Annotated in this window: 20 protein-coding genes; 15 read left to right on the top strand and 5 right to left on the bottom strand. The window is 42.7% G+C overall.

Going from position 1 to position 21464, the window contains the following annotated elements; all coding sequences use genetic code 11:
• The first annotated feature begins 9 nt into the window (after window positions 1-9).
• A complete protein-coding gene (gene ppx / locus ABH008_RS18125; protein WP_347987015.1) occupies window positions 10-1515 on the top strand; it encodes an exopolyphosphatase in 1506 nt (501 codons plus the stop codon).
• Window positions 1509-2882 (top strand): hypothetical protein, encoded by a 1374-nt coding sequence (locus ABH008_RS18120; protein WP_347987014.1) that lies wholly within the window; start codon window positions 1509-1511, stop codon window positions 2880-2882. Before ppx ends, ABH008_RS18120 begins: the two co-directional genes overlap by 7 nt.
• 59 nt (window positions 2883-2941) lie before the next feature.
• Here the strand turns inward: ABH008_RS18120 and ABH008_RS18115 are convergent, their stop codons facing one another.
• From ABH008_RS18115 to folP, 4 genes are all read right to left on the bottom strand, one after another.
• The gene (locus ABH008_RS18115; protein ID WP_347987013.1) at window positions 2942-3637 is read right to left on the bottom strand and encodes a response regulator; all 696 of its coding nucleotides are present in this window, start codon (window positions 3635-3637) and stop codon (window positions 2942-2944) included.
• Window positions 3638-3667: 30 nt separating this feature from the next.
• Window positions 3668-6397, bottom strand: coding sequence for a sensor histidine kinase KdpD (locus tag ABH008_RS18110; protein WP_347987012.1), 2730 nt, complete (start codon window positions 6395-6397; stop codon window positions 3668-3670).
• A 163-nt stretch (window positions 6398-6560) separates the two neighbouring features.
• Entirely contained in the window at window positions 6561-7475 is a 915-nt protein-coding gene (locus tag ABH008_RS18105; RefSeq protein ID WP_347987011.1) for a pyridoxal-phosphate dependent enzyme, read from the bottom strand.
• 45 nt (window positions 7476-7520) lie between these two features.
• Window positions 7521-8336 (bottom strand): dihydropteroate synthase, encoded by an 816-nt coding sequence (gene folP / locus ABH008_RS18100; RefSeq protein ID WP_347987010.1) that lies wholly within the window; start codon window positions 8334-8336, stop codon window positions 7521-7523.
• A gap of 462 nt (window positions 8337-8798) precedes the next feature.
• Here folP and dusA point away from each other — a divergent pair, with 462 nt between their 5' ends.
• The 7 genes from dusA to ABH008_RS18065 all read left to right on the top strand — a co-directional run bounded on the left by dusA (window position 8799) and on the right by ABH008_RS18065 (window position 16049).
• The gene (gene dusA / locus ABH008_RS18095) at window positions 8799-9800 is read left to right on the top strand and encodes a tRNA dihydrouridine(20/20a) synthase DusA (RefSeq protein ID WP_347987009.1); all 1002 of its coding nucleotides are present in this window, start codon (window positions 8799-8801) and stop codon (window positions 9798-9800) included.
• A 39-nt stretch (window positions 9801-9839) separates the two neighbouring features.
• Window positions 9840-10382: a GTP cyclohydrolase I FolE gene (folE, locus tag ABH008_RS18090; RefSeq protein WP_347987008.1), complete on the top strand. Its 543-nt coding sequence runs from the start codon at window positions 9840-9842 to the stop codon at window positions 10380-10382.
• 4 nt (window positions 10383-10386) lie between these two features.
• Window positions 10387-11364 (top strand): ferrochelatase, encoded by a 978-nt coding sequence (hemH, locus tag ABH008_RS18085; protein WP_347987007.1) that lies wholly within the window; start codon window positions 10387-10389, stop codon window positions 11362-11364.
• A gap of 227 nt (window positions 11365-11591) precedes the next feature.
• Window positions 11592-13187, top strand: a complete 1596-nt coding sequence (locus ABH008_RS18080; protein ID WP_347987006.1) for a DNA mismatch repair protein MutS — start codon at window positions 11592-11594, stop codon at window positions 13185-13187.
• Complete coding sequence (gene purT, locus ABH008_RS18075) at window positions 13184-14395, top strand: formate-dependent phosphoribosylglycinamide formyltransferase (RefSeq protein ID WP_347987005.1); 1212 nt, start codon at window positions 13184-13186, stop codon at window positions 14393-14395. The genes ABH008_RS18080 and purT overlap by 4 nt, the downstream gene beginning before the upstream one ends.
• Before the next feature lie 206 nt (window positions 14396-14601).
• Window positions 14602-15177, top strand: a complete 576-nt coding sequence (locus tag ABH008_RS18070) for a lytic transglycosylase domain-containing protein (protein ID WP_347987004.1) — start codon at window positions 14602-14604, stop codon at window positions 15175-15177.
• A gap of 5 nt (window positions 15178-15182) precedes the next feature.
• The gene (locus tag ABH008_RS18065; protein WP_347987003.1) at window positions 15183-16049 is read left to right on the top strand and encodes an HDOD domain-containing protein; all 867 of its coding nucleotides are present in this window, start codon (window positions 15183-15185) and stop codon (window positions 16047-16049) included.
• Between the two features lie 28 nt (window positions 16050-16077).
• On the opposite strand, the gene ABH008_RS18060 is transcribed toward ABH008_RS18065, so the two are convergent.
• Window positions 16078-16656: a nucleoside triphosphate pyrophosphatase gene (locus ABH008_RS18060; RefSeq protein WP_347987002.1), complete on the bottom strand. Its 579-nt coding sequence runs from the start codon at window positions 16654-16656 to the stop codon at window positions 16078-16080.
• 215 nt (window positions 16657-16871) lie between these two features.
• Here ABH008_RS18060 and ABH008_RS18055 point away from each other — a divergent pair, with 215 nt between their 5' ends.
• From ABH008_RS18055 to fabG, 6 genes are all read left to right on the top strand, one after another.
• Window positions 16872-17393 (top strand): YceD family protein, encoded by a 522-nt coding sequence (locus ABH008_RS18055; RefSeq protein WP_347987001.1) that lies wholly within the window; start codon window positions 16872-16874, stop codon window positions 17391-17393.
• Between the two features lie 2 nt (window positions 17394-17395).
• Window positions 17396-17578: a 50S ribosomal protein L32 gene (gene rpmF, locus ABH008_RS18050; RefSeq protein WP_347987000.1), complete on the top strand. Its 183-nt coding sequence runs from the start codon at window positions 17396-17398 to the stop codon at window positions 17576-17578.
• Window positions 17579-17662: 84 nt separating this feature from the next.
• Window positions 17663-18691: a phosphate acyltransferase PlsX gene (gene plsX / locus ABH008_RS18045; protein ID WP_347986999.1), complete on the top strand. Its 1029-nt coding sequence runs from the start codon at window positions 17663-17665 to the stop codon at window positions 18689-18691.
• Window positions 18688-19656, top strand: a complete 969-nt coding sequence (locus ABH008_RS18040; RefSeq protein WP_347986998.1) for a beta-ketoacyl-ACP synthase III — start codon at window positions 18688-18690, stop codon at window positions 19654-19656. The genes plsX and ABH008_RS18040 overlap by 4 nt, the downstream gene beginning before the upstream one ends.
• Before the next feature lie 11 nt (window positions 19657-19667).
• Window positions 19668-20618 (top strand): ACP S-malonyltransferase, encoded by a 951-nt coding sequence (gene fabD, locus ABH008_RS18035; RefSeq protein WP_347986997.1) that lies wholly within the window; start codon window positions 19668-19670, stop codon window positions 20616-20618.
• Window positions 20611-21339 carry a 3-oxoacyl-ACP reductase FabG gene (gene fabG, locus ABH008_RS18030; RefSeq protein WP_347986996.1) on the top strand — a complete coding sequence of 243 codons (729 nt, stop codon included), beginning with the start codon at window positions 20611-20613 and terminating at the stop codon, window positions 21337-21339. Before fabD ends, fabG begins: the two co-directional genes overlap by 8 nt.
• Window positions 21340-21464 lie beyond the last annotated feature (125 nt).

Here is a 21464-nt window from a genome sequence, read left to right as displayed (position 1 = left end):
ACATCCATTGTGCCCCAACAAATACCGCTCAGCGTAGCTGCTGTAGATTTAGGTTCTAATAGCTTCCATATGATTATTTGTAGTTTGAAAGATGGCAAACTACAGGTAATAGATCGTTTAAAAGAAATGGTGCGTTTAGCTGCTGGGCTTGATCATAATCGTAATCTTGATCAGATTACTCAAGAAAGAGCGTTGGCCTGTTTGGAACGGTTCGGGCAGAGGATTAGCAATTTCCCTCCCCACAGCGTTAGTATTGTCGGTACCAACACGCTACGAGTGGCAAAAAATTCGTTACAATTTATTAATAAAGCCGAAAAAGCGCTTGGGCATCCAATTCATATTATCTCCGGTATTGAAGAAGCCCGTTTGATATATCAGGGTGTTGCACACAGTTTGGCCAGTACAGTTAGTAATAACCGTTTTGTAATGGATATTGGCGGCAGCAGTACTGAGTATATTATCGGGCAGCAAGATGTTGCGCATACCAAAGAAAGTCTGAATATGGGCTGCGTAACCGTCAGTCAGAATTTTTTTAAGCGTGGCAAAATTTCTAAAAAAGCGTTCAAAAAAGCCAGCTTGTTTGTTGAGCAGCAACTCGAACCCTTTCAACGAAAATTTTATCGTAGTCATTGGGATGAAGCTATCGGTGCATCAGGGAGTTTGAAAACTATAAGCAATGTTTTGCAAACCTCAGGTTGGAGTGATAACGGCATTACTATGGAGGGCTTGGAACAGTTAGTTGCACACTTACTGAAACTAACGCATTACGATCAACTTTTGTTTCCAGCACTCAGTATTGAGCGTCGGCCCGTGTTTATCGGTGCGGTGACTATTGTCTATGCTACATTTAAAACCTTGAATATTGAACAAATGACTGTTTCCGATGGCGCTTTGCGCGAAGGTTTAATCTATGATCTGGTTGGTCGTATTTATAATCACGATATACGTTCAGAAACCAGTAAAATGATTGCAAAGCGATACCATAGTGATCAGAACCACGCTGAGAAAATTAAAGAAACCATACGCTACATGCTTGCACAGCTGCAAGATAGCGCTTGTTTTCAAGATAATGCAATCAGTCTTCAGTTTTTGGAATGGGCGGCTGATTTACATGAGATTGGGTTTGAAATTGCTCACAGCCATTTTCACAAACATAGTGCCTACATTATAGAAAACGGTGATTTAGCTGGGTTTTCTCGGCAAGATCAATTGTTACTCTCCAAACTGGTACGCCGCCAGCGTAAAAAAATTATGCTAGAGCATTTTGCTGATCTGCCGCCACCTTGGCCACAGGATGCGCCCTTGATGGCGGTTATTTTTAGGTTGGCTGCTTTGTTACACCGGAATCGACACAATCCACGACCTGATTTTAGTCTGGAAATCGAAGACAATACCATCCGTTTGAAATTTCCTGAACAATGGCTGGAACAATCGCCCCTCACTCAAGCTGATCTGGAACAGGAGAAATATTACCTGAAGGATGCGAAATTTAATTTGATTTTTGAGCAATGCTGATATTTTTAATAAATAGCATCAACAGGTTGGGTGTTTTTTTAAAAGAAAATATACATAATGTTTGCCAGAGCATTAGTAAACTGCGTTTGCAATGGGGGTGTTCTATCACGCATCCTCAATACGGTAAACCTTTGCGGCTGTTTCTTTATAGCGGGTTATGTGTAACTGTATTATTGTCCATATTCTTATGTTTTGCACTGGATAACTCACCGCAAATTATTGTTTTTCAAGGGTTGAATCGTGAAGATATTCAGCGTGCAAAACAGCTGCTGCATGTCGAGCCAGAACAGCGTGAAAGTATTAAAACGCTTAGTCTGAATCAAAAAGACTTGAATATTGCTGTGAGTTACTTACTGGATCATTTTGTCGAAAATACCAGTGAAATAAGCATATTGCCGGATAAAATTTGTTTGCAGATTGCTATTTTTGTGCCGGAAAATCTCTGGGGTCGCTATCTTGATATTCATTTTTGCCTGCAACAAAAGCAAGATACTATTCGTATTAAATCCTTCAAAATTGGTGAAATATCCATCCCCGATCCCGCAGCCAATATTTTGATACCTTTTGTTATACAACATACGGCTTTAAACAAATATTGGCTAGAAATGCATCAATACGTCAGGGACGTGCGTATTACACCGCAAACTGTTGAGATTAGTTATCTGGGTAAGATAGTCGATGCAGCAAAACAGCTGGCTATCCAAAAGCATAAAGAGTATCCAAATTTGCATTTATATCAACAGCAAATAAATGAGATCGTCAGTCAGCATAATCCAGAATGGCGATTATCATTGAGTGAAATCATTCAGCCATTATTTTTATCAGCATTACATCGATCAACTGAAGAAACAGCCATTCAGGAGAATAGAACCATCATTATTGCTGTTGCCAGCTATATTTACAAAAATGAATTACGTAATTATTTGCCAATAGGTTTGGTGTACAGCAAAGAATATTTGGTTTTTGCCTATAAACGCAATGATATACCCCAACACTTTATTGCTTCGGCATTATTGACAGCAGTGGAATCAAAACTACTTAGTCAACAGGTGGGCATTGATAAAGAAGTTGGTGATTCTCAAAAAGGGAGTGGCTTTAGTTTTATTGATTTGAGTGCTGACCGGGCCGGTATCCGCTTTGGGCAACAGGCGGTGGCCTCACCCGAACAGGCACGCCGCTTTCAGGAGAAAGTTGCAACCATTAAAGATTACACCGCTATTCTACCGGATATTGAGGGCTTGCCCGAACATATGGATGAACTTACTTTCAAGGAAAAATATGCAAATGTTGAAAGTGAAAGTTATAAACAAATGATCAATTTAATCGACAACCGTATTGCAAAACTTCCAATCTATAATAATCCTTAAGAGTGAATAAATAGTGAGCTAGTAGGCTGAGTGTCAGTTTAGCTATCAGCTGGTTTTTCTTACACTTTAAGCCTATATCCCACCCCAGATTCAGTTAGCAAAAGCTTAGGCTGAGTGGGATCTTCTTCCAGTTTTTGGCGAAGCTGACTCATATAAATGCGCAGATAATGTGCATTTTCTTGATAAGACGGCCCCCAAACTTCTTTTAATATTTGTTTATGCGTAAGTACTTTGCCTGCATGTTTTACCAATACAGTTAGCAGACGGTATTGAATGGGGGTGAGATGCACTTCTTGATTATCTAAACTAACCAATCTGTTAATTAAATCGACTTTTAGATTCTCATTCGTAAATATATCCCCCGTCACTTGTTCTGACGAACGTAAAGAATGCCGAATTGCAACCCTGATTCGTGCCAGTAACTCACCGATACCAAAAGGTTTGGTCAAATAGTCGTCTGCACCGGCATCTAGTGCATCAATTTTGTGTTGCTCACTGCTACGTGCCGACAGGACAATAATAGGGATGGTAGACCATTCGCGAATGGCTTTAATCACTTCAACCCCTTCCATATCAGGCAGCCCCAAATCCAGTATCACCAAATCAGGTTTACGAACCCCGGTTTCAATAATGCCTTGCTTGCCAGTTTCAGCCGTAAAAATGACAAAACCGTGTGAGTTTAAACCTGTACGCAGAAAACGACGGATAGCTGGGTCGTCTTCGATGACGATAATCACGGGTTCTATTTTAGACATAGTTTGTAAATCATCGGTTTAAGGGAAATTTTATTCTTCTAGTATGGGCGGAGGTCTATCCAAAGGGATGACAAAAATAAATTCTGCGCCGCCGCCAATGCGATTTTGCGCATAAATGCGACCACCATGTACTTTAATGATGGCTTGACAAATGGCTAGTCCTAATCCTACTCCGCTTTGTGCAGTCTCATGACGGGTTTGATAAAATTTTTCGAATAATCGTAATTCCTGTCCAATGGGGATTCCAGGTCCACGATCCGCGACAGTAATTTTAACCTCTTCAGGACTGGATTCGGCACTAATATCCAGAGCACTCTCTGCTGGTGTATAACGCGCCGCATTTTCAAGTAGATTAATTAACACTTGTTCTAGCAATACTGCATCAGCATACACTAGTGGTATGCCTGCGGGTAGTTTCACTTTAACAGGGCGGCCAAGCAATTTTTTTTGAGTATGGGTTAGCGCTGTGCCAATGATTTCTTCCAGTGGATACCATTGTTTGTTAAGCTCTAAAACGCCGCCATCTAATCGAGCCATATCCAGAATATTATTGACCAAACTGGACATGCGTTCCGCTTCGTCAAGAATCGCGCGATTTAATTCTAATTTATCAACTGATTTTAACTGACCTGCATCATCAATCAAAGTGCTTGCAGAACCTATAATGGTTGCCAATGGGGTGCGTAAGTCATGAGAAATTGCACTCAATAACGAGTTTCGTAAACGTTCCGCTTCAATTTGGGCATGTGTCAGTTTGGCTTGTTCAACAAAGCGAATTCTGATGATGGACTGCGCAATCTGGCGTAAAAAAGTTTCCAGTAATTTTTGTTGTTCTGGCAGAAATACTCGACGAAGATTAACGGGTAATAATGCCAGCACACCCAATACCGTTTCTTCGTTTTGAAAAGGGTAGTAGATTGCAGAGCTGCCAGGTAAGGTATTAGTACCCTTTCCGGCGATTTCGTTATGATCAAATACCCATTGCGCTACACTCAGATCACAGCTCCGCAACGACTCAGGCATAGCTTGGGCTTTGGGGTATGTAATGCGCCCATTTTTATTAGGGAATAAAATGATATTTCGGCTGCTAAACTCAGAATATAAATGCTTTACAGCGGTGCGCACCACCTCCATTTCTGTTTGACTGGCACCGAGTTCCTTACTCATCGCATACAATACGGCTGCGCGACGCTCCCTGTGTGAGGCAACCTTAGCCTGAGAACGTACATTGACCATTAGGTTGCTAATCACTATACCGACGACTAACATCGCCAGCAAAGTAATTAAAAACTGACTATCCGCCACCGAAAAGCTGTAATAGGGCTCTACAAACAGAAAGTCAAAACTACCGACACCCAGTATTGACGCTAAAATAGAGGGGCCACGACCAAAGCGGGTAGCAATAAACACTACCCCGAGTAAATAAATCATGACCAAATTGGCTAATTCAAGTTTGCCAAAAACCAGATGACTAATAGCCGTACTTAATACAGTAACTGCTAAAGCCGATAAATAACCCAAGTAGCGTTGTTTGGCTTTGGCTGGAATTCGTTGCCTTAATCCTGGCAATGGACTCTTTTTAAACAGGGATTCGCTACTAGATTCGGCCCTGTCTTCCAAGTGAGGACTACCCAACAAATAAATGTTGATATTGTGTGCATGGCTAATCAATATATCGACGACAGAACCCAGCAGCCAACGTTTCCAGTTTCTGCGTCTGGGTTTACCCATCACTAATTTGTTGACGTTACGCTCACGCGCAAAGCGGATAATTCCTTCACTCAACTCTGGAGCGCTCAGGGTAACAGTTTCTGCGCCCAGTTGTTCCGCTAAACGCAACATCCTTAATATACCGTCACGTTTTAAAGCAGGTAAACGTTGTAACTGGGGGGTTTCTACATAAAGTACTATCCATTCTGCGCGTAGACTGCTAGCAAGGCGTTTACCGGCACGCACTAAGCGTTCTGCTAAGGGATTGGGTCCAATGCACACCAGTATTCGTTCATTTACCTGCCACACTTCGCGAATGGCATGTCCTTCGCGGTAATCCAGCATTTGTGCATCAACTCTACTGGCGGTTTGGCGTAAGGCTAGTTCTCGTAAAGCAATTAAATTACCTTTTCTAAAGAAATGATTAAGTGCTTCCTGAGCCTGTAGCGGTAAATATATTTTGCCTTCTTTTAGACGTAGCAGTAATTCATCTGGAGGCAGATCAACTAATTCAATCTCATCGGCATCTTCAAAGACAGTATCCGGTAGAGTTTCCCAAACTCGAATACCGGATATTTGACCAATGTCATCGTTTAAACTTTCCAGATGTTGAACATTAAGTGCGGTATATACATCTATGCCAGCATCCAGTAATTCATGAATATCCTGCCAACGTTTAGGGTGTCGTGATTCAGGGGCATTGGTATGTGCTAGTTCATCCACCAAGATAATAGCGGGATGACGTTTTAAAGCTGCATCAATATCAAATTCATGCAGTATTGTGCCTTTGTATTCAATCTGTCGGGTAGGTAAGATTTCCAAACCTTCCAACATGGCTTGCGTTTCCTTGCGACCATGTGTTTCCACCAAGCCCACCACTACATCCATCTGTTCGGTGCGTCGCTCATGTGCGGCCATCAGCATGGCAAAGGTTTTACCCACGCCAGCCGCTGCACCAAAAAAAATCTTCAGACGTCCACGTCTAGCCTTGGCATTGGCACGTTCAACCCGTGCAAGTAGTTCATCTGGATCGGGGCGCTCAACATTCATATGGACTTGCTCAATGCAGTGGATGTCTGGTAATAATTAGCTTATAGCAGCCGAATTTTAAACAATAGTCTGTAAAATAATTATCAATAGTTGTAATGTCGGTGTAAAAATTTTATAAAATTTTTGATTATTTGCTATCGGCTGGATTGATTTCCTGTCTTACTTAACAAAATTTTCGCTTGCCCTGTAATCCGCCAGTGTGTATCAGCATTACACGCTGCCCGGCAGTAAAATAACCCTGTTTAATTAGATCATAAATTCCAAACAATAGTTTTCCGGTATACACGGGATCTAGCGGAATGGCGTGCAGTGCTTCAAAGTTCTGCATAAATGCCAATAATTCAGGATGTGTTTTGGCAAAGCCGCCGCAATGATAATCCAGATTGATATGCCAGTTGTTTCTAATAATATGTTGAGTAGTGAGTAGCTGTTGCACATCGCTGTGCATATAACCAGCTTGCAAAGCGGCAATACCCAATATCTGACAATGAGTGGGTGCGGCTGCGATCATACCTGCCAGAGTAGTACCCGTACCACAGGCTACTGCCAGCACATCATAAGGTATTGTTATTTCAGCAATGCTTTCCGCTACCCCCTGTAAAGCTAAATTTATCGCGCCGCCTTCCGGTAACCAGTACTCGCCAGTTTTTAAGTCTGGTAAGCTGTCAAACGCCTTAAATTGGCGTAATTGTCGATATTCGCTACGCGATATAAAGCGTAAATCCATGCCCCAGTGACACAAATCAGTTAAAGTTGGGTTAAATACGGTCGGGCGTTCACCACGAATATAGGCCGCAGTTTTAAGATTAAGGCATTGGCCGGCAAAGGCCAAAGCATGTAAATGATTAGAATAAGCGCCGCCCATACTCAGCATGCAGCTGCTACCCTTAATTAAGGCATGATTAAGAATATACTTAAGTTTGCGCCATTTATTGCCGGAAATGATGCTATGCAATAAATCATCGCGTTTAATCCACAACTCAATACCCCATTTGTCTAAAAAGTGATCATTGATGCGGGTAATAGGGCAGGGTGCAAAGCTTGCCTGTAAGGACTGTAGTCGCGGATCTAATATCACGGTTAGTTTTATAGAAGGATTTAATCTAAGTCATTCAAATTGCAACTAACCGGCATTTAGAATGGCCCACGCCAGATCGGCAGCTTGTCGATTGGCTTTAACATCGTGTACTCGAAACAGTTTGACTCCAGCCATTACGCCAAGTGCTGTAGTGACAGCGGTTGCGGTTATTAATTCTTCTGGCACAGATACCTGTAGCAGATTACCCATAAAGCGTTTGCGGCTAGTACCCAATAATACCGGAAAACCCAAGCCGACCAATTGTTCAAGTTGGGCAATTAAGTGAAGATTATCTGCTTTGTGCTTGCCAAAACCAATGCCGGGATCAAGGATAATTTGTTCAGGCTTCACACCTATAGCCAGAGCGGCTGCTATACGTTGCTGCAAAGCGGCTTGTACTTCAGCAACCACATCTTGATAAACAGGATTGTCCTGCATGGTTTGCGGAGTACCTTGCATATGCATCAAAATAATCGGTGTATCTGTAGCGGCTGCTAAGGCTAAAATGCCCGCATCATCATTTCCGGCAGACACATCGTTTATCATATTTGCTCCGGCCTGTAATGCCGCATCGGCAACCTCGCTAAGCGTGGTATCTATACTAATAATTATATCGGCATGCTGTTTACGAATGGCTGAAATAACAGGTACCACCCGCTTAATCTGTTCTGTAGCCGATACCGATAAACTGCCAGGACGGGTAGATTCACCACCCACATCTATAATATCGGCTCCTTCGATTATCATTAACTCGGCTTGACGTAAAGCGGCATCTAAACCAGTGTATTTTCCACCATCCGAAAAGCTGTCTGGGGTAACATTTAAAATACCCATGATTAAGGGTTGGGGTTTGCTAAACATATTGGGAGTGAGTTTTTAATGGGGATGGGTAAGTCTCATTGTCAACCATAATGGCTGTGGTATGTATAATCTATCTAATTGAGTATGTTGTGCCCACGATAAAACAAATGCAGTCATAATCATTTTAACGAATTTACCTGTGCTGACAAAGCCAGCAACTAAATGGGTAAAGATTAAAGGAAAAAGGTATGAAGATTAATTGGCTTATATGTTTTATCGTACGACAACATAGTCAGTCATTCAAATAAACGCAAAATTTAATTGTTCTTACCTGAAAAGTTAAATAAACCACTAATTTGATGTAGTAAGAAATTTGGCTAGAAAAAAAATACATTACCGCTAAGCAATAATTATAGGATGCACTTCTTAAATCGTGGAACCGATCCAAAAGTGAAGTGTAGCCCCCGATGTGATTCAGCTTATTTGTAGTACGTTTAAAAGTAATCAAAAAAATTAAGAAAAATGCTAAAAACCAATAATCACCTCTGTTTAGTTAGTCAATCTAAAACACATAGGTTTTCTGTTGCACCCATGCTCGATTGGACAGATACACACTGCCGCTATTTCCATCGTCTGCTCAGTCAACACGCGCTACTCTATACCGAAATGGTTACCTGCGGTGCCATTTTGTACGGTAATCGTCAGCAACATTTACAATTTAATCCAGCAGAACATCCGCTGGTTTTGCAATTGGGTGGTAGCGATCCAAACCAGTTGGCACAGTGTGCGCAAATTGCAGAACAGTATGGATACGATGAAATCAACCTTAATATCGGTTGTCCAAGTGAACGTGTGCAAAATGGCAGCTTCGGTGCCTGTTTAATGGCAGAACCAGAGCTGGTGGCGGCTTGTGTGGCAGCCATGCGTCAAGCCGTAAACATACCGATCACGGTCAAATCACGTATCGGTATTGATGAGCGTGATAGTTATCCAGAATTAGTCGAATTTATTTCGACAGTTGCTAATGCCGGCTGTGAAACTTTTATTGTCCATGCCAGAAAAGCCTGGTTAAGTGGATTATCGCCCAAGCAAAACCGCGAAATTCCACCGTTGCGTTATGATGTGGTCCGGGAATTGAAGCAGGATTTTCCGCAGTTAAACATCATTATTAATGGTGGTATTTCCACGTTGGATGCAATACACGAGCATTTGCAGTATGTGGATGGTGTGATGTTAGGCCGTGAGATTTATCAAAATCCGTATTTGCTAGCCGAAGTTGATGCGCAGTTTTATGCAGATCAACAGGTGATTAAATCCAGAAAAGAAGTGGTGTTGGCTATGTTGCCGTATGTGGAACAACAGTTGCAAAATGGAGTCAGACTAAATTCGATAGTAAGGCATATGCTGGGCCTGTTTCATGGTATGCAAGGAGCCAGAGCGTGGCGGCGACATTTAAGTGAAAACGCCACTAAACCGGGAGCAGATAAATCTGTGTTGTTGCAAGCATTAGAATTTACGCAATGATGTTGTATACTCAACCACTTTTTTAAATTTGGGGCGGTAATGGAAGAATATTTTTCCAAAATTATTCAGGCGATTGGTGAGGATGTAACGCGTGAAGGTTTGCGTGATACACCTAAACGCGCTGCGAAGGCGTTTAAGTTTTTAAATAACGGCTATGAAAAAACTTTGGAAGAAGTTTTAAACGGTGCCATATTTGAAGCAGATACTGAAGATATGGTCATTGTTAAGGATATTGAATTGTATTCTTTATGTGAACATCATTTATTACCCTTTATCGGAAAATGTCATATTGGTTATTTGCCCCAAGGTAAGGTGCTGGGTTTATCCAAACTGGCGCGTATTGTGGATATGTATGGGCGACGTTTGCAAATTCAGGAGCAGTTAACCCGGCAGATCGCAACAGCAGTTTCTTCGGCAATCAATGCACGCGGAGTCGCAGTGGTGATTGAGGCCAAACATTTATGCATGATGATGCGTGGGGTTGAGAAGCAAAATTCGGTGATGACCACATCGGTGATGACCGGTATTTTTCGCGAAGAAATCAGTACGCGTTCTGAGTTTTTAAACTTGATTAATCGCTAATGCTATGAATTTGCCTCCGCAGAATAAAATAGGTGTATTGTTGGTGAATTTAGGTTCACCTGCTTCCACTTCTGTTGCTGATGTGCGTCGTTTTTTACGTGAGTTTTTAGGTGATCCACGCGTCGTAAATTTGCCGCGATTACTTTGGTGGCTGATTCTTAACTTGATTATTTTGCCTTTTCGGCCAGCAAAATCTGCCCATGCTTATCGCAGTATCTGGACAGATCAGGGGTCACCTCTTATCGTGTTTACTCAGCAATTAACGGCTAGGTTGCAGGATAAATATGGTAATGCAGAATTATTGATTGATTGTGCCATGCGTTATGGCAAACCCGCTTTAAGCGAAAAACTACATCATTTTAAACAACAAGGGGTGGATGAAATAGTCATTGTGCCTTTGTATCCGCAGTATTCGTCTACTACTACGGCCTCGATTTTTGACGTGCTTGCCAAAGATTATTTAAGCTGGCGACATATGCCATCAGTACGGTTTATCAGTGCTTATTATAAAAACCCGATTTACATTAAAGCAATAGCCGCTTCAGTTCGCCAGCATTGGCAGCAGCATCCACAGTCGGAGTTGTTGCTGATGTCTTTTCATGGCTTACCTGCCAAACTCACAGAACTGGGCGATCCCTATTCTCAACATTGTCGAGAAACTGCGGCTTTAATCGCTGCAGAATTGGGATTATCAGATCAACAATGGCAATTGGTGTTTCAATCCCGGTTTGGTAAGGCCGAATGGCTAAAGCCGTATTGTGTAGAAGTGTTGCAAAATTTACCGCAGCAGGGCATCAAGAATATTGATGTGCTTTGTCCAGGTTTTGCGGTAGATTGTCTAGAGACGCTGGAAGAAATTGCTATCACCAATAAAGAAATTTTTGTGACGGCTGGGGGTGTAAATTATCATTATATTCCGGCATTAAATGCTAGTGACGAGCATGTTGAACTGATGATTAATTTAATTGCTAACGCCCAATAATTGGGGTATGCATTCGCTGTATTGCTCTCAATTGTTACAGTAGTTCTTATTAATGTTGGTAGCTATTTAGTGTAGATTTTTATCATTAAAGTCAATGGACTGTAGGGGTGCGGAACCAAACGAAGCGCATCTATCACGATTGATGCGCCTCTTGCGTTGGCACATCCTATAAATACTTAACTTTATGTTGAGTAGTTACATAATATAATAATAATTGGGGAGGCACTATGCAAGAAAATGTCTTACAAAGCTGGAATGAAGCATGGCCGACAGCTCGATCCTGTCAGCCATTACCAACGGGGCAGGGTGTGTTGGATCCAGGTACTTTCAATAGTATCGAAGTGGATGAATTATTTGATACTGTCAATCACACCTCTACCTTGGCGGGGCAATCCGTACTGTATCGTTCCTTAAGTCGCCCGCTGGATAATCTTGCCGATATTAATGCCAAGCAAGAAGCCGTGCGCGAGATTCGAGATAACCCGTTGGTGCGAGCCAATGTCGAAAATATTATTGCACAGGCCGCCAGTGCCGAAAATCGCCTGTATGTATTGTTATTTGGCGAGTTTTTAAGCGCCTTTGGCACGGCTCGAGAACAGCATCAGATTGAAGGTTATGGCTACAAGCAATATGTGCGGGGTGTTAATTTTGTATTGAATCTGGTTACGGCTATCCAGAATTCCGAAACGCCTCAAACCCCTTATTTGCAATCTGTTTATCAAAAAATAAAATCTTTTGCTGATAGCAATACTTATTCGTTGATGGTAGGTCCCGTATATAACAGCGAAGCGGGTCTACAGAGTCCGCAAGAACGCCAGCATTCGTTGTCTCCAGCCACTATTTTTCGTCCGCGCTTATTCAAACCTTTATTACTGGTTATCTTGGTGGCTGTTTGTTGGGGGTTAGTGCAAATTTTTCCGGCTGACTGGTTAAATTTTAGTAAAGATGGCATTGCTATAGGCTCGGTGTTTTTCCTGCCGTTGTTGCTGGCTTATATTCCGGTAGTTGGAGGCTATGATCGCGATACTTGCATCATTCCATTGCGCGAAAGATATAAAAAATCGCAAGAATTGGGCGATTTGCTGGATGGATTAGGGCAGCTTGATGAATTACTGGCATTTATCAAGTTTTCTGAAGGCTTTGGGGGTGACATGATTCTGCCCGAAATGTTTACATCAGAACAACACAGTATTCAGGTTCAGGCTTGTAAAAATCCAGTGTTAGCCTTTGCAAATGCAGATTATGTAGGTAATGATTTTAGTATGGATAGTGATCGTCTGGTGTGCATTACCGGTCCGAACAGTGGCGGCAAAACCGCCTTTTGTAAAACCATTACCCAAACCCAGTTATTAGCACAAATAGGTTGCTATGTCTCTGCTAGTGCCGCGCGCTTAACGGTAGCTGACCGAATTTTTTATCAGGCTCCAGAAATTAGTCATTTGGATGATGGCGAAGGCCGTTTTGGTACCGAGCTAAAACGTACTCGCGATATTTTTCTGGCTTGCACAGCTAAAAGCTTGGTGGTACTTGACGAAATGGCAGAAGGAACTACCTTTGAAGAGAAGATGCAGTCATCTACAGATGTGTTGGATGGTTTTTACCGTAAAGGTAATAGTACTATTTTGATTACCCATAATCATCAATTGGTTGATGTGTTTGTAAAAAGACGTATTACTACGCCCTGGCAGGTCGAGTTTGCGGAAGATTTACCGACATTCCGTCTGGTACCAGGAATTTCCCGTGTCAGTCATGCTGACCGGGTAGCGAAAAAAATAGGCTTCTCCAAACAAGATATTGATCATTATTTAAGTAATTCAGCATGAAAATAGGTACACCTTATACGGAAACGGCAACCAAAGCCTTATTACTGGGAAGTGGCGAATTAGGTAAAGAAGTTGCTATTTCCTTACAGCGTTATGGGATAGAGGTGATCGCTGTTGATCGCTATGCACATGCGCCAGCCATGCAAGTGGCGCATCGCAGTCATGTGTTGGATATGACTGATGCCAAAGCGGTTAAAGCGTTGATTATGGCAGAGCAGCCTGATTTTGTTATTCCAGAATTGGAAGCTATTGCAACCGAAGCCTTGTTAGAATTGGAAGTGGACGCAGGCATCACTATCGTGCCGAATGCCAGAGCAATCCAATTGACCATGAATCGGGAGGGTATTAGGGATTTGGCGGCAGTACAGTTGCAATTGCCTACTTCCCGCTATGCGTTTGCCGAAACATTTGCTCAATTAGAAGCTGCGGTAGCGGCTGGTATTGGTTATCCGTGTTTTATAAAACCGACTATGTCTTCTTCTGGCAAAGGCCAGTCTATGGTGAAGAATGCCGAGCAATTGAAAGCGGCTTGGGATTATGCAAAAATCGCTGGACGCACAGATACAGGCAAAGTAATTGTTGAAGCTAAAGTTGATTTTGATTTTGAGATTACGCTGTTAACCGTACGTGCGCTAAATGCCCATGCAGAAGTTGAAACCTATTTTTGTGAGCCAATCGGGCATAGACAAGAGCAAGGTGATTACCGTGAAAGTTGGCAACCTCAAGCAATGACTCCAGCAGCCATTGCCTTGTCGCAACAGATTGCGGCAAAAATTACAGGCGCATTGGGCGGTTTGGGTTTATTTGGGGTGGAATTATTTATTAAGGGTGACCAGGTCTGGTTTAGTGAAGTCAGTCCACGCCCTCATGATACCGGCATGGTGACTATGTTGAGTCAACGCCAAAGCGAGTTTGATTTACATGCCAGAGCCATTTTGGGATTGCCTGTCTCTACTCGGCTAGATAAAATCGCTGCCAGCGCAGTGATACTGGGCGGGGTAGATGGGCAGTGTGTTGAATATGCAGGGTTGCCAGCCGCATTGGCAGTGCCGGACACTGATATTCGCTTATTTGCCAAGCCAGAAGCTTATGTGTCTCGACGTATGGGGGTAGCAGTAGCTGTCGCAAATACGGTTGAAGAAGCGAGGGAAAATGCAGTCAAGGCTGCAAGTTTGATTGTTGTAAGTGCCAAAAACCAGTCAATATAACTATTTAAGCGAGTGTGTTAAATGCGCATTTGCTAGGGTTTTAAGGTATTAAACATTGTTGTTTGCATCGTAACCCTCTGTGGGTATCGGTATCTGCCTAGTGGTTAAAGGCTTCTGGAGGCGATATTTCGCTGAGTAATTAGGTATTTTATGCTAACAATGTGGTTTTTGAGTGCTGACTATTCTTCTTTAAAAAGGTGTTGTGAGTGAAGCCATGTAAAATCTGTTTATGCCTGCTATTGTTGTCTGGTGCTGCTGAGGCGGATATTTTTAAATATACTGCTCCAGATGGTGCGGTTTACTATACAGACCAACCCAAAAAAGGTTTTGATTACCGGCTGATTATCCACACCAGACCCAAAACCTATTTGCACGACCTTAAGTTTATGCCACACAATAAAAGTAAATTTGCGGATATGATTAGTAAAGCTGCAGATAAACATAAGGTTGACGCCCGATTGCTGCATGCCGTTATTCAAGCTGAATCGGCCTATAATCCGCTTGCTGTTTCCTCGGCTGGGGCCGTCGGTTTGATGCAGTTAATGCCCGATACGGCGCGTCGTTATGGTGTGCTTGACAGGCGCGATGCGGAGCAGAATATTGATGGAGGCACGCGTTATTTAAAGGATTTACTGGCTAGATTTAATTCCAATTTGCGCTTAGCTGTGGCTGGCTATAATGCTGGTGAAGGGGCTGTCATGAAATATAATAATACTGTACCGCCTTACCCAGAAACGCAAAATTATGTGCAGCAGGTTTTGTCCCTTTATGGTAAAGGCTGACTCGCGTGACTGTTTCACCCGCCTTAAAATCCTTGCTGGCAAGTTCTAATCAGTTATTTACCCTGCCTGATATTTTTATTCAGCTCAATGAAATGATTCGCGATCCGCGATTTTCATTAGTGGACATCGGCAAAGTGATTGCAAAAGACCCAGGTTTGAGTGCGCGCTTATTGCAATTAGTTAATAGCTCTTTTTATGGTTTCCAGTCAAAAATCGATACCATTTCACGCGCGGTCACAGTCGTGGGTGTGGATGAATTATATAATTTGATCGTTGCAACCTGCGTGGTGGATCGATTTGAAAATATACCTTCCGAGCTGGTTGATATGACGGATTTCTGGATGCGTAGTGTGCATACAGGGGTAATGGCAAAGTTGTTGGCTAAAGGTAGTCTGGTGTTACATTCAGAGCGTCTTTTTCTTGCCGGGTTACTGCATGATGTTGGTTCGTTGGTGTTGTATCAAAATATGCCGAATGAATCGCGGCGTGTCTTGCAATTAGCAGGGCATGATCGGCGTTTAGTGGCTGATTTTGAATTGGATATACTTGGATTTACCCACGCAGATGTGGCGCGAGAACTCATTAAAAGTTGGGGTTTGCCCGAGTCACTCTATGAGCCTATTGGATGCTATTTGAATCCAGAGTATGCGCATTTGCATCGATTGGATGCTTATTTACTCAATATTGCCACCAGTTTAGTCGATGCTGGGGGGCGAGGTGAAAATGCAGAGTATGCTGCAGCCGCCTTATCTGCACACGCTCTAGCTTTAACACGAATGTCGCGAGAGCAACTGTTGCTGATCATTCCCCAAGCAGCGGATGATTTTTTGGCGGTGTTCGATATGATGGCTCCTAATAAGAGATTTCATTAGACTAATCACTTTTGAAAGAATGACTAAGCTAAATAACCTCAACCCCGGCTTCGCTAAGTAAAGAAATCAATTTTATTAGCGGTAACCCTACTAACGTGTTTGGGTCACTGGTTTCTATGCTTGAAAACAGAGCAATGCCTAAGTTTTCGGATTTAAAGCTGCCAGCGCAATCAAATGGCTGTTCGAGATCAATATAACGTTCAATTTGCTTCTGGGTAAGTGTTTTAAAGTGGACTATGCAGCTATCTATTGCGCTGTGCATTTTGTTGCTGGCAGTGTCCAGTACACAAATGCCCGTATAAAACTGTGCAGATTTTCCGGATTGGGTTAGAAGTTGTAGAATGGCCTGCTCGCGATTGCCGGGTTTGTTAAGGAATTGTTCGCCACAAACCGCCACCTGATCCGAGCCAATAATCAGGTGCTCTGGATACGTAACGCTAAGTGCGTTGGCTTTGGCTTTCGACAAGCGTAAGGCTAAATGCTGTGCAGATTCCCCAGGCAAAGGTGTCTCATCTACATGGCTGGCACAGATTTCAAAATCAAGCTGTAGTTTACGTAACAAGGCAGCGCGATAGGGAGAGCTGGAGGCAAGTATAATGGCGGGCATAAGATTAATTTTCTGAAATAAAGGCTGAAAATTTTTGTGTAACTAGGTTTGTTGCGTATATAAATCGTCAGTTAAGTAAGTAAATTTAGAAATTTTAGTCTCCCTGTAAATGGTGCATTCTATAAGGATTTCAAGGTTATTGATGCTTGAAAAACACTGTTCGAACCAAGTGTAGGTTTGACGCAACATTAGCAACCCTGTATCATTGTACAGTTATGGCAGAAAAAATACCCGACCTTATTGATCCCTTGGTACTCGCTGAACGGCGCTCTATGCTGTCGGGTACGATAAATGTCGCCGCTTTTGAACGATTGTCAGAGCTAATTACCGAGCAAAATGGTGTTGTCGCTGTTGATGTGGTGTTTGCCAAACAAGGCAAGCGGGCGGTAGTTTCTGGAAACATAAAAGGTACTTTGCAGATTGAATGTCAATCCTGTTTGGAAGCAATGCCCTGGCCTTTGGATATTGCCTTTAAACTGGGAGTGGTGTCCTCTATGCAAGAAGCGGACAAACTAGAAATTGATTGTGAGCCGTTGGTGTTTGAGGGCGAAAAAATTTCGCTTAACGCTTTGATAGAAGATGAGATTTTGTTGACTTTACCCGATTATCCCAAGCATGGGTATGAATGTATTAAACAAAAAAGCTCAAAAGCCAGCGATTACGATAAACAAAATAACCAAGCTAAAGTTGAGAATCCTTTTTCTGTTTTAGCAAAACTTAAAAATACTGGAGAATAAAAATGGCAGTACAAAAGAGTAAGGTGTCGCGCTCAAGACGCGGCCAACGTCGTTCACATGATGCTTTAACCAGCAAAACTTTGGCGCAAGATCCTTTAACAGGTGAAACTCATTTGCGCCACCACATGACGCCAGATGGTTTTTTCAAAGGCCGTCAAATTATTGCAAGTAGCGACGAAGATTAATTTTTTTAGTTCAGTCTATTATCTTAAAGCCGACGCATAAACCACTGTTGTCGGCTCATCCGACTACAGGAGCTATTCCTAAGCGTGAGTGTAACCCTATCAATTGATGCCATGGGTGGCGATTTCGGTCCTCAAGTGACCGTTCCCGCGTCACTGGCCTGTTTGAGAAAAAATCCAGACTTAAATCTGATTATGGTGGGCGACGAAACAGTTCTTACTGGGCTGTTGGCTGGTGTGTCGTCTGCGGATAAAAATCGTATTAAAGTCCAGCATGCTTCGCAAGTGGTAGAAATGGATGAATCGCCGCAAAAAGCTTTGAAAAATAAGAAAGATTCTTCAATGCGAGTGGCGATTAATCTGGTTCAGCAAGGCGTGGCCGATGCCTGTGTCAGTGCCGGTAATACCGGTGCTTTAATGGCTACCGCCCGTTTTGTTTTGAAAATGATACCCGGTATTGAGCGACCAGCGATTATTTCCACATTACCTTCTATTTTTGGGCATACCCACATGCTGGATTTAGGTGGAAATGTCGATTCCAGTGCTGAGCATCTTTATCAATTTGCCGTAATGGGTGAAGAAGTCGTCAAAGCTGTGGAGAATATCGACAAACCGCGTATTGGTCTTCTAAACATTGGTGAAGAAGATATGAAAGGCAATGAGCAAGTAAAGGCTGCAGGAAAATTGCTTGAAAATTCTACGCTGAATTATATCGGTTATGTTGAAGGTAATTCTATTAATGCTGGGCATGTCAAGGTCGATTTAATCGTGACTGATGGTTTTGTGGGTAATGTTGCTCTTAAATCCATAGAAGGCGCGGCAAAAATGATAGGTGTCAAGCTCAAAGACAGTTTTTCGAAGCATTGGCTGACCAAATTGGCTGGTTTAATAGCGTATCCAGTTTTAAAATCATTTAAAGATAGTATCGATCCTCGGATGTATAACGGTGCCAGTTTTATTGGTTTGCGTGGCCTGGTGATTAAAAGCCATGGCGGAGCAGATGTGCTAGCTTTTGAAACTGCGATTCATCTGGCCGAGCTTGAAGTTAGGCAGGATGTGATCCGTAAAATCGGTGAGAAAATTGAAAAAGCGCTTGAACAAAAGGTGACTGCATGACGCATTGGGCAACTGTGATTGGTACCGGTGCTTACTTGCCGGAAATGATTAGAACCAATCATGACCTTTCGGAAATGGTTGACACCACTGATAGCTGGATTTTTGAACGTACAGGTATTAAAAGTCGTCACATTGCGGCGGCAGACGAAACGGCAGCTAGCATGGCTGAGCATGCGTCACGCCAAGCTATTGAGATGGCGGCTATTGATGCTCAAGAAATCGATTTAATTATTGTAGCTACCAGTACCTCGGAACGTATATATCCCAGTTCTGCTTGTTTACTGCAACAAAGACTGGGCATTCAGAAATGTGTGGGTTTTGATATTCAAGCCGCCTGCTCGGGCGCTGTTTATGCTTTGAGTATTGCCGATCAATACATTAAAACCGGATTTGCTAAAACAGTGTTGGTGGTGGGCTCGGAAATTTGTTCGCGCATTGTCGATTGGAGTGATAGATCGACCTGTATTCTGTTTGGCGATGGTGCCGGGGCTGTACTTCTATCTGCTTCAGATAGGCCAGGTATACTGGCGACCCACATTCATTCTGATGGAGGTTATGAAGATTTGCTTTATTGTCCAAATCCGCAGGTAGCTGCCGTTGCCAAGCAATCAGAGCCTGGCTTTATTCAGATGCGCGGTAACGAAGTTTTTAAAGTTGCGGTAAATACCCTAGGTCGTATTGTCGATGAGACATTAGAAGCAAGCGATTTACAACAATCCGATATTGACTGGTTGGTTCCGCATCAGGCCAATATGCGCATCATAGCAGCAACTGCAAAAAAGTTGGGTATGGATATGGATCAGGTGATTTTAACTTTAGAACACCAAGGTAATACTTCTGCCGCTTCTGTGTTGCTTGCTTTTAATGAAGGTGTGCGCGATGGTAGAATTCAGCGTGGGCAAATCGTATTAATAGAAGCTTTTGGTGCTGGGTTTACTTGGGGTTCCGTTTTGCTTAAATATTAGAATTATAAGAAATGAAAGAACAAAAATATAATACTGCCTTTGTCTTCCCTGGACAGGGTTCTCAATCTCTGGGTATGCTATCTGAATTGGCACAAACTTATCCCGTAGTGATACAAACATTTGCACAAGCTTCAGAAGTGCTTGAATTTGATTTGTGGAATCTGATTGTCAATGGTCCAGATACGTTATTAAATCAGACTAAAATAACACAACCGGCCATGTTAGCTGCGGGTGTTGCTGTTTGGCGGGTTTGGTGCCAAATGTCAGAAATAAGACCAGCCTGGATGGCTGGGCATAGTTTGGGTGAGTACACTGCTTTGGTTTGTTCCGATGCAATTAGTTTTGAGGATGCGATTAACCTGGTGGCGGCGCGTGGTCAGTTGATGCAGGATGCTGTGCCGGAAGGTGTCGGTGCTATGGCTGCCATACTGGGATTAGAGGATCATCAGGTGGTCAATGCATGTGCCGAAGCGGCAATGGGTAGTAGTGTTTCTGCGGCTAATTTCAATGCGCCAGGTCAGGTAGTGATTGCGGGTGAAACAGGTGCAGTGGAAAGAGCTATGCAGGCAATGAAAGTATTAGGTGCAAAACGTGCCATAAAACTGCCAGTCAGTGTGCCTTCTCATTGTGAACTGATGATTTCAGCGGCTGAAGATTTAAACAAAATTTTGCAGGGCATAACTATTGAAATGCCTAACAGTACTTTAATCCATAATGCCGATGTTAAATCGCATGGTTCGCCAGAAGTTATTCGCAACGCTTTGCGAGAACAACTTTTTAATCCAGTACGTTGGGTGGAAACTATCAAATTTATGCGCGAACAAGGTGTGTTAAATTTTGTAGAATGTGGTCCGGGTAAAGTTTTAATGGGCTTGAATAAACGTATTGTGCCTGATGCCTTGCACATGACAATTTGTGATTCTGATACTTTAAACAATGTTTTGGGGCAGATAGATGGATAAAAAAATTGCAGTGATTACAGGGGCCAGTCGCGGTATAGGCCGGGCTATTGCAGAACGACTGGTTGCAGATGGTTTTTACGTTGTTGGTACAGCAACTTCTGATAGTGGAGCTACAGCAATTTCAGCCTATCTAGGTGAAGTCGGCAAAGGATGTAAGCTGAATGTTGCCGATGCAGCTGATATTGAAGTATTTATTAAAATGGTATGCGATGAGTTAGGAACGCCTGCTGTTTTGGTCAATAATGCTGGGATTACGCGTGACAATTTATTAATGCGAATGAAAGATGAAGAGTGGGATGATATTATCACTACCAATCTGAGTTCGATTTTCAGAATGTCTAAAGCCGTGCTCCGTAGCATGATGAAAGCGCGCTATGGTCGTATCATTAATATTTCATCCGTTGTAGCTGCGACAGGTAACGCTGGCCAAACCAATTATGCTGCAGCTAAGGCGGGAATGGTAGGCTTTGCTAAATCGCTGGCAAAAGAAGTAGGATCACGAGGTATCACTGTCAATACGGTAGCCCCTGGTTTTATTGATACCGATATGACCAAAGAACTGAGTGAAGATATTAAAAATACCTTGTTGGGCGCTATACCTCTGGGTCGCCTGGGTACACCGGAAGAAATTGCGCACGCGGTTTCTTTTCTGGCTTCTGAGCAGGCTGGGTACATTACAGGTGAAACGCTACATATTAATGGCGGCATGTATATGCCTTAATTTCAGATTTAAATCTGATACAAAACCGGCTAAAGGCCGGTTTTTTTGTTTGGAGAGTATGTTTTTTTTTGCTCTGAATCTCTTGAGTATCATTCCCGTAGTATTCTGATAATATCTTCAGTTTT

It is taken from the genome of Methylomonas sp. AM2-LC (assembly GCF_039904985.1).
GTDB lineage: Bacteria > Pseudomonadota > Gammaproteobacteria > Methylococcales > Methylomonadaceae > Methylomonas.
This window is presented reverse-complemented; position numbering and strand designations above follow the sequence as displayed.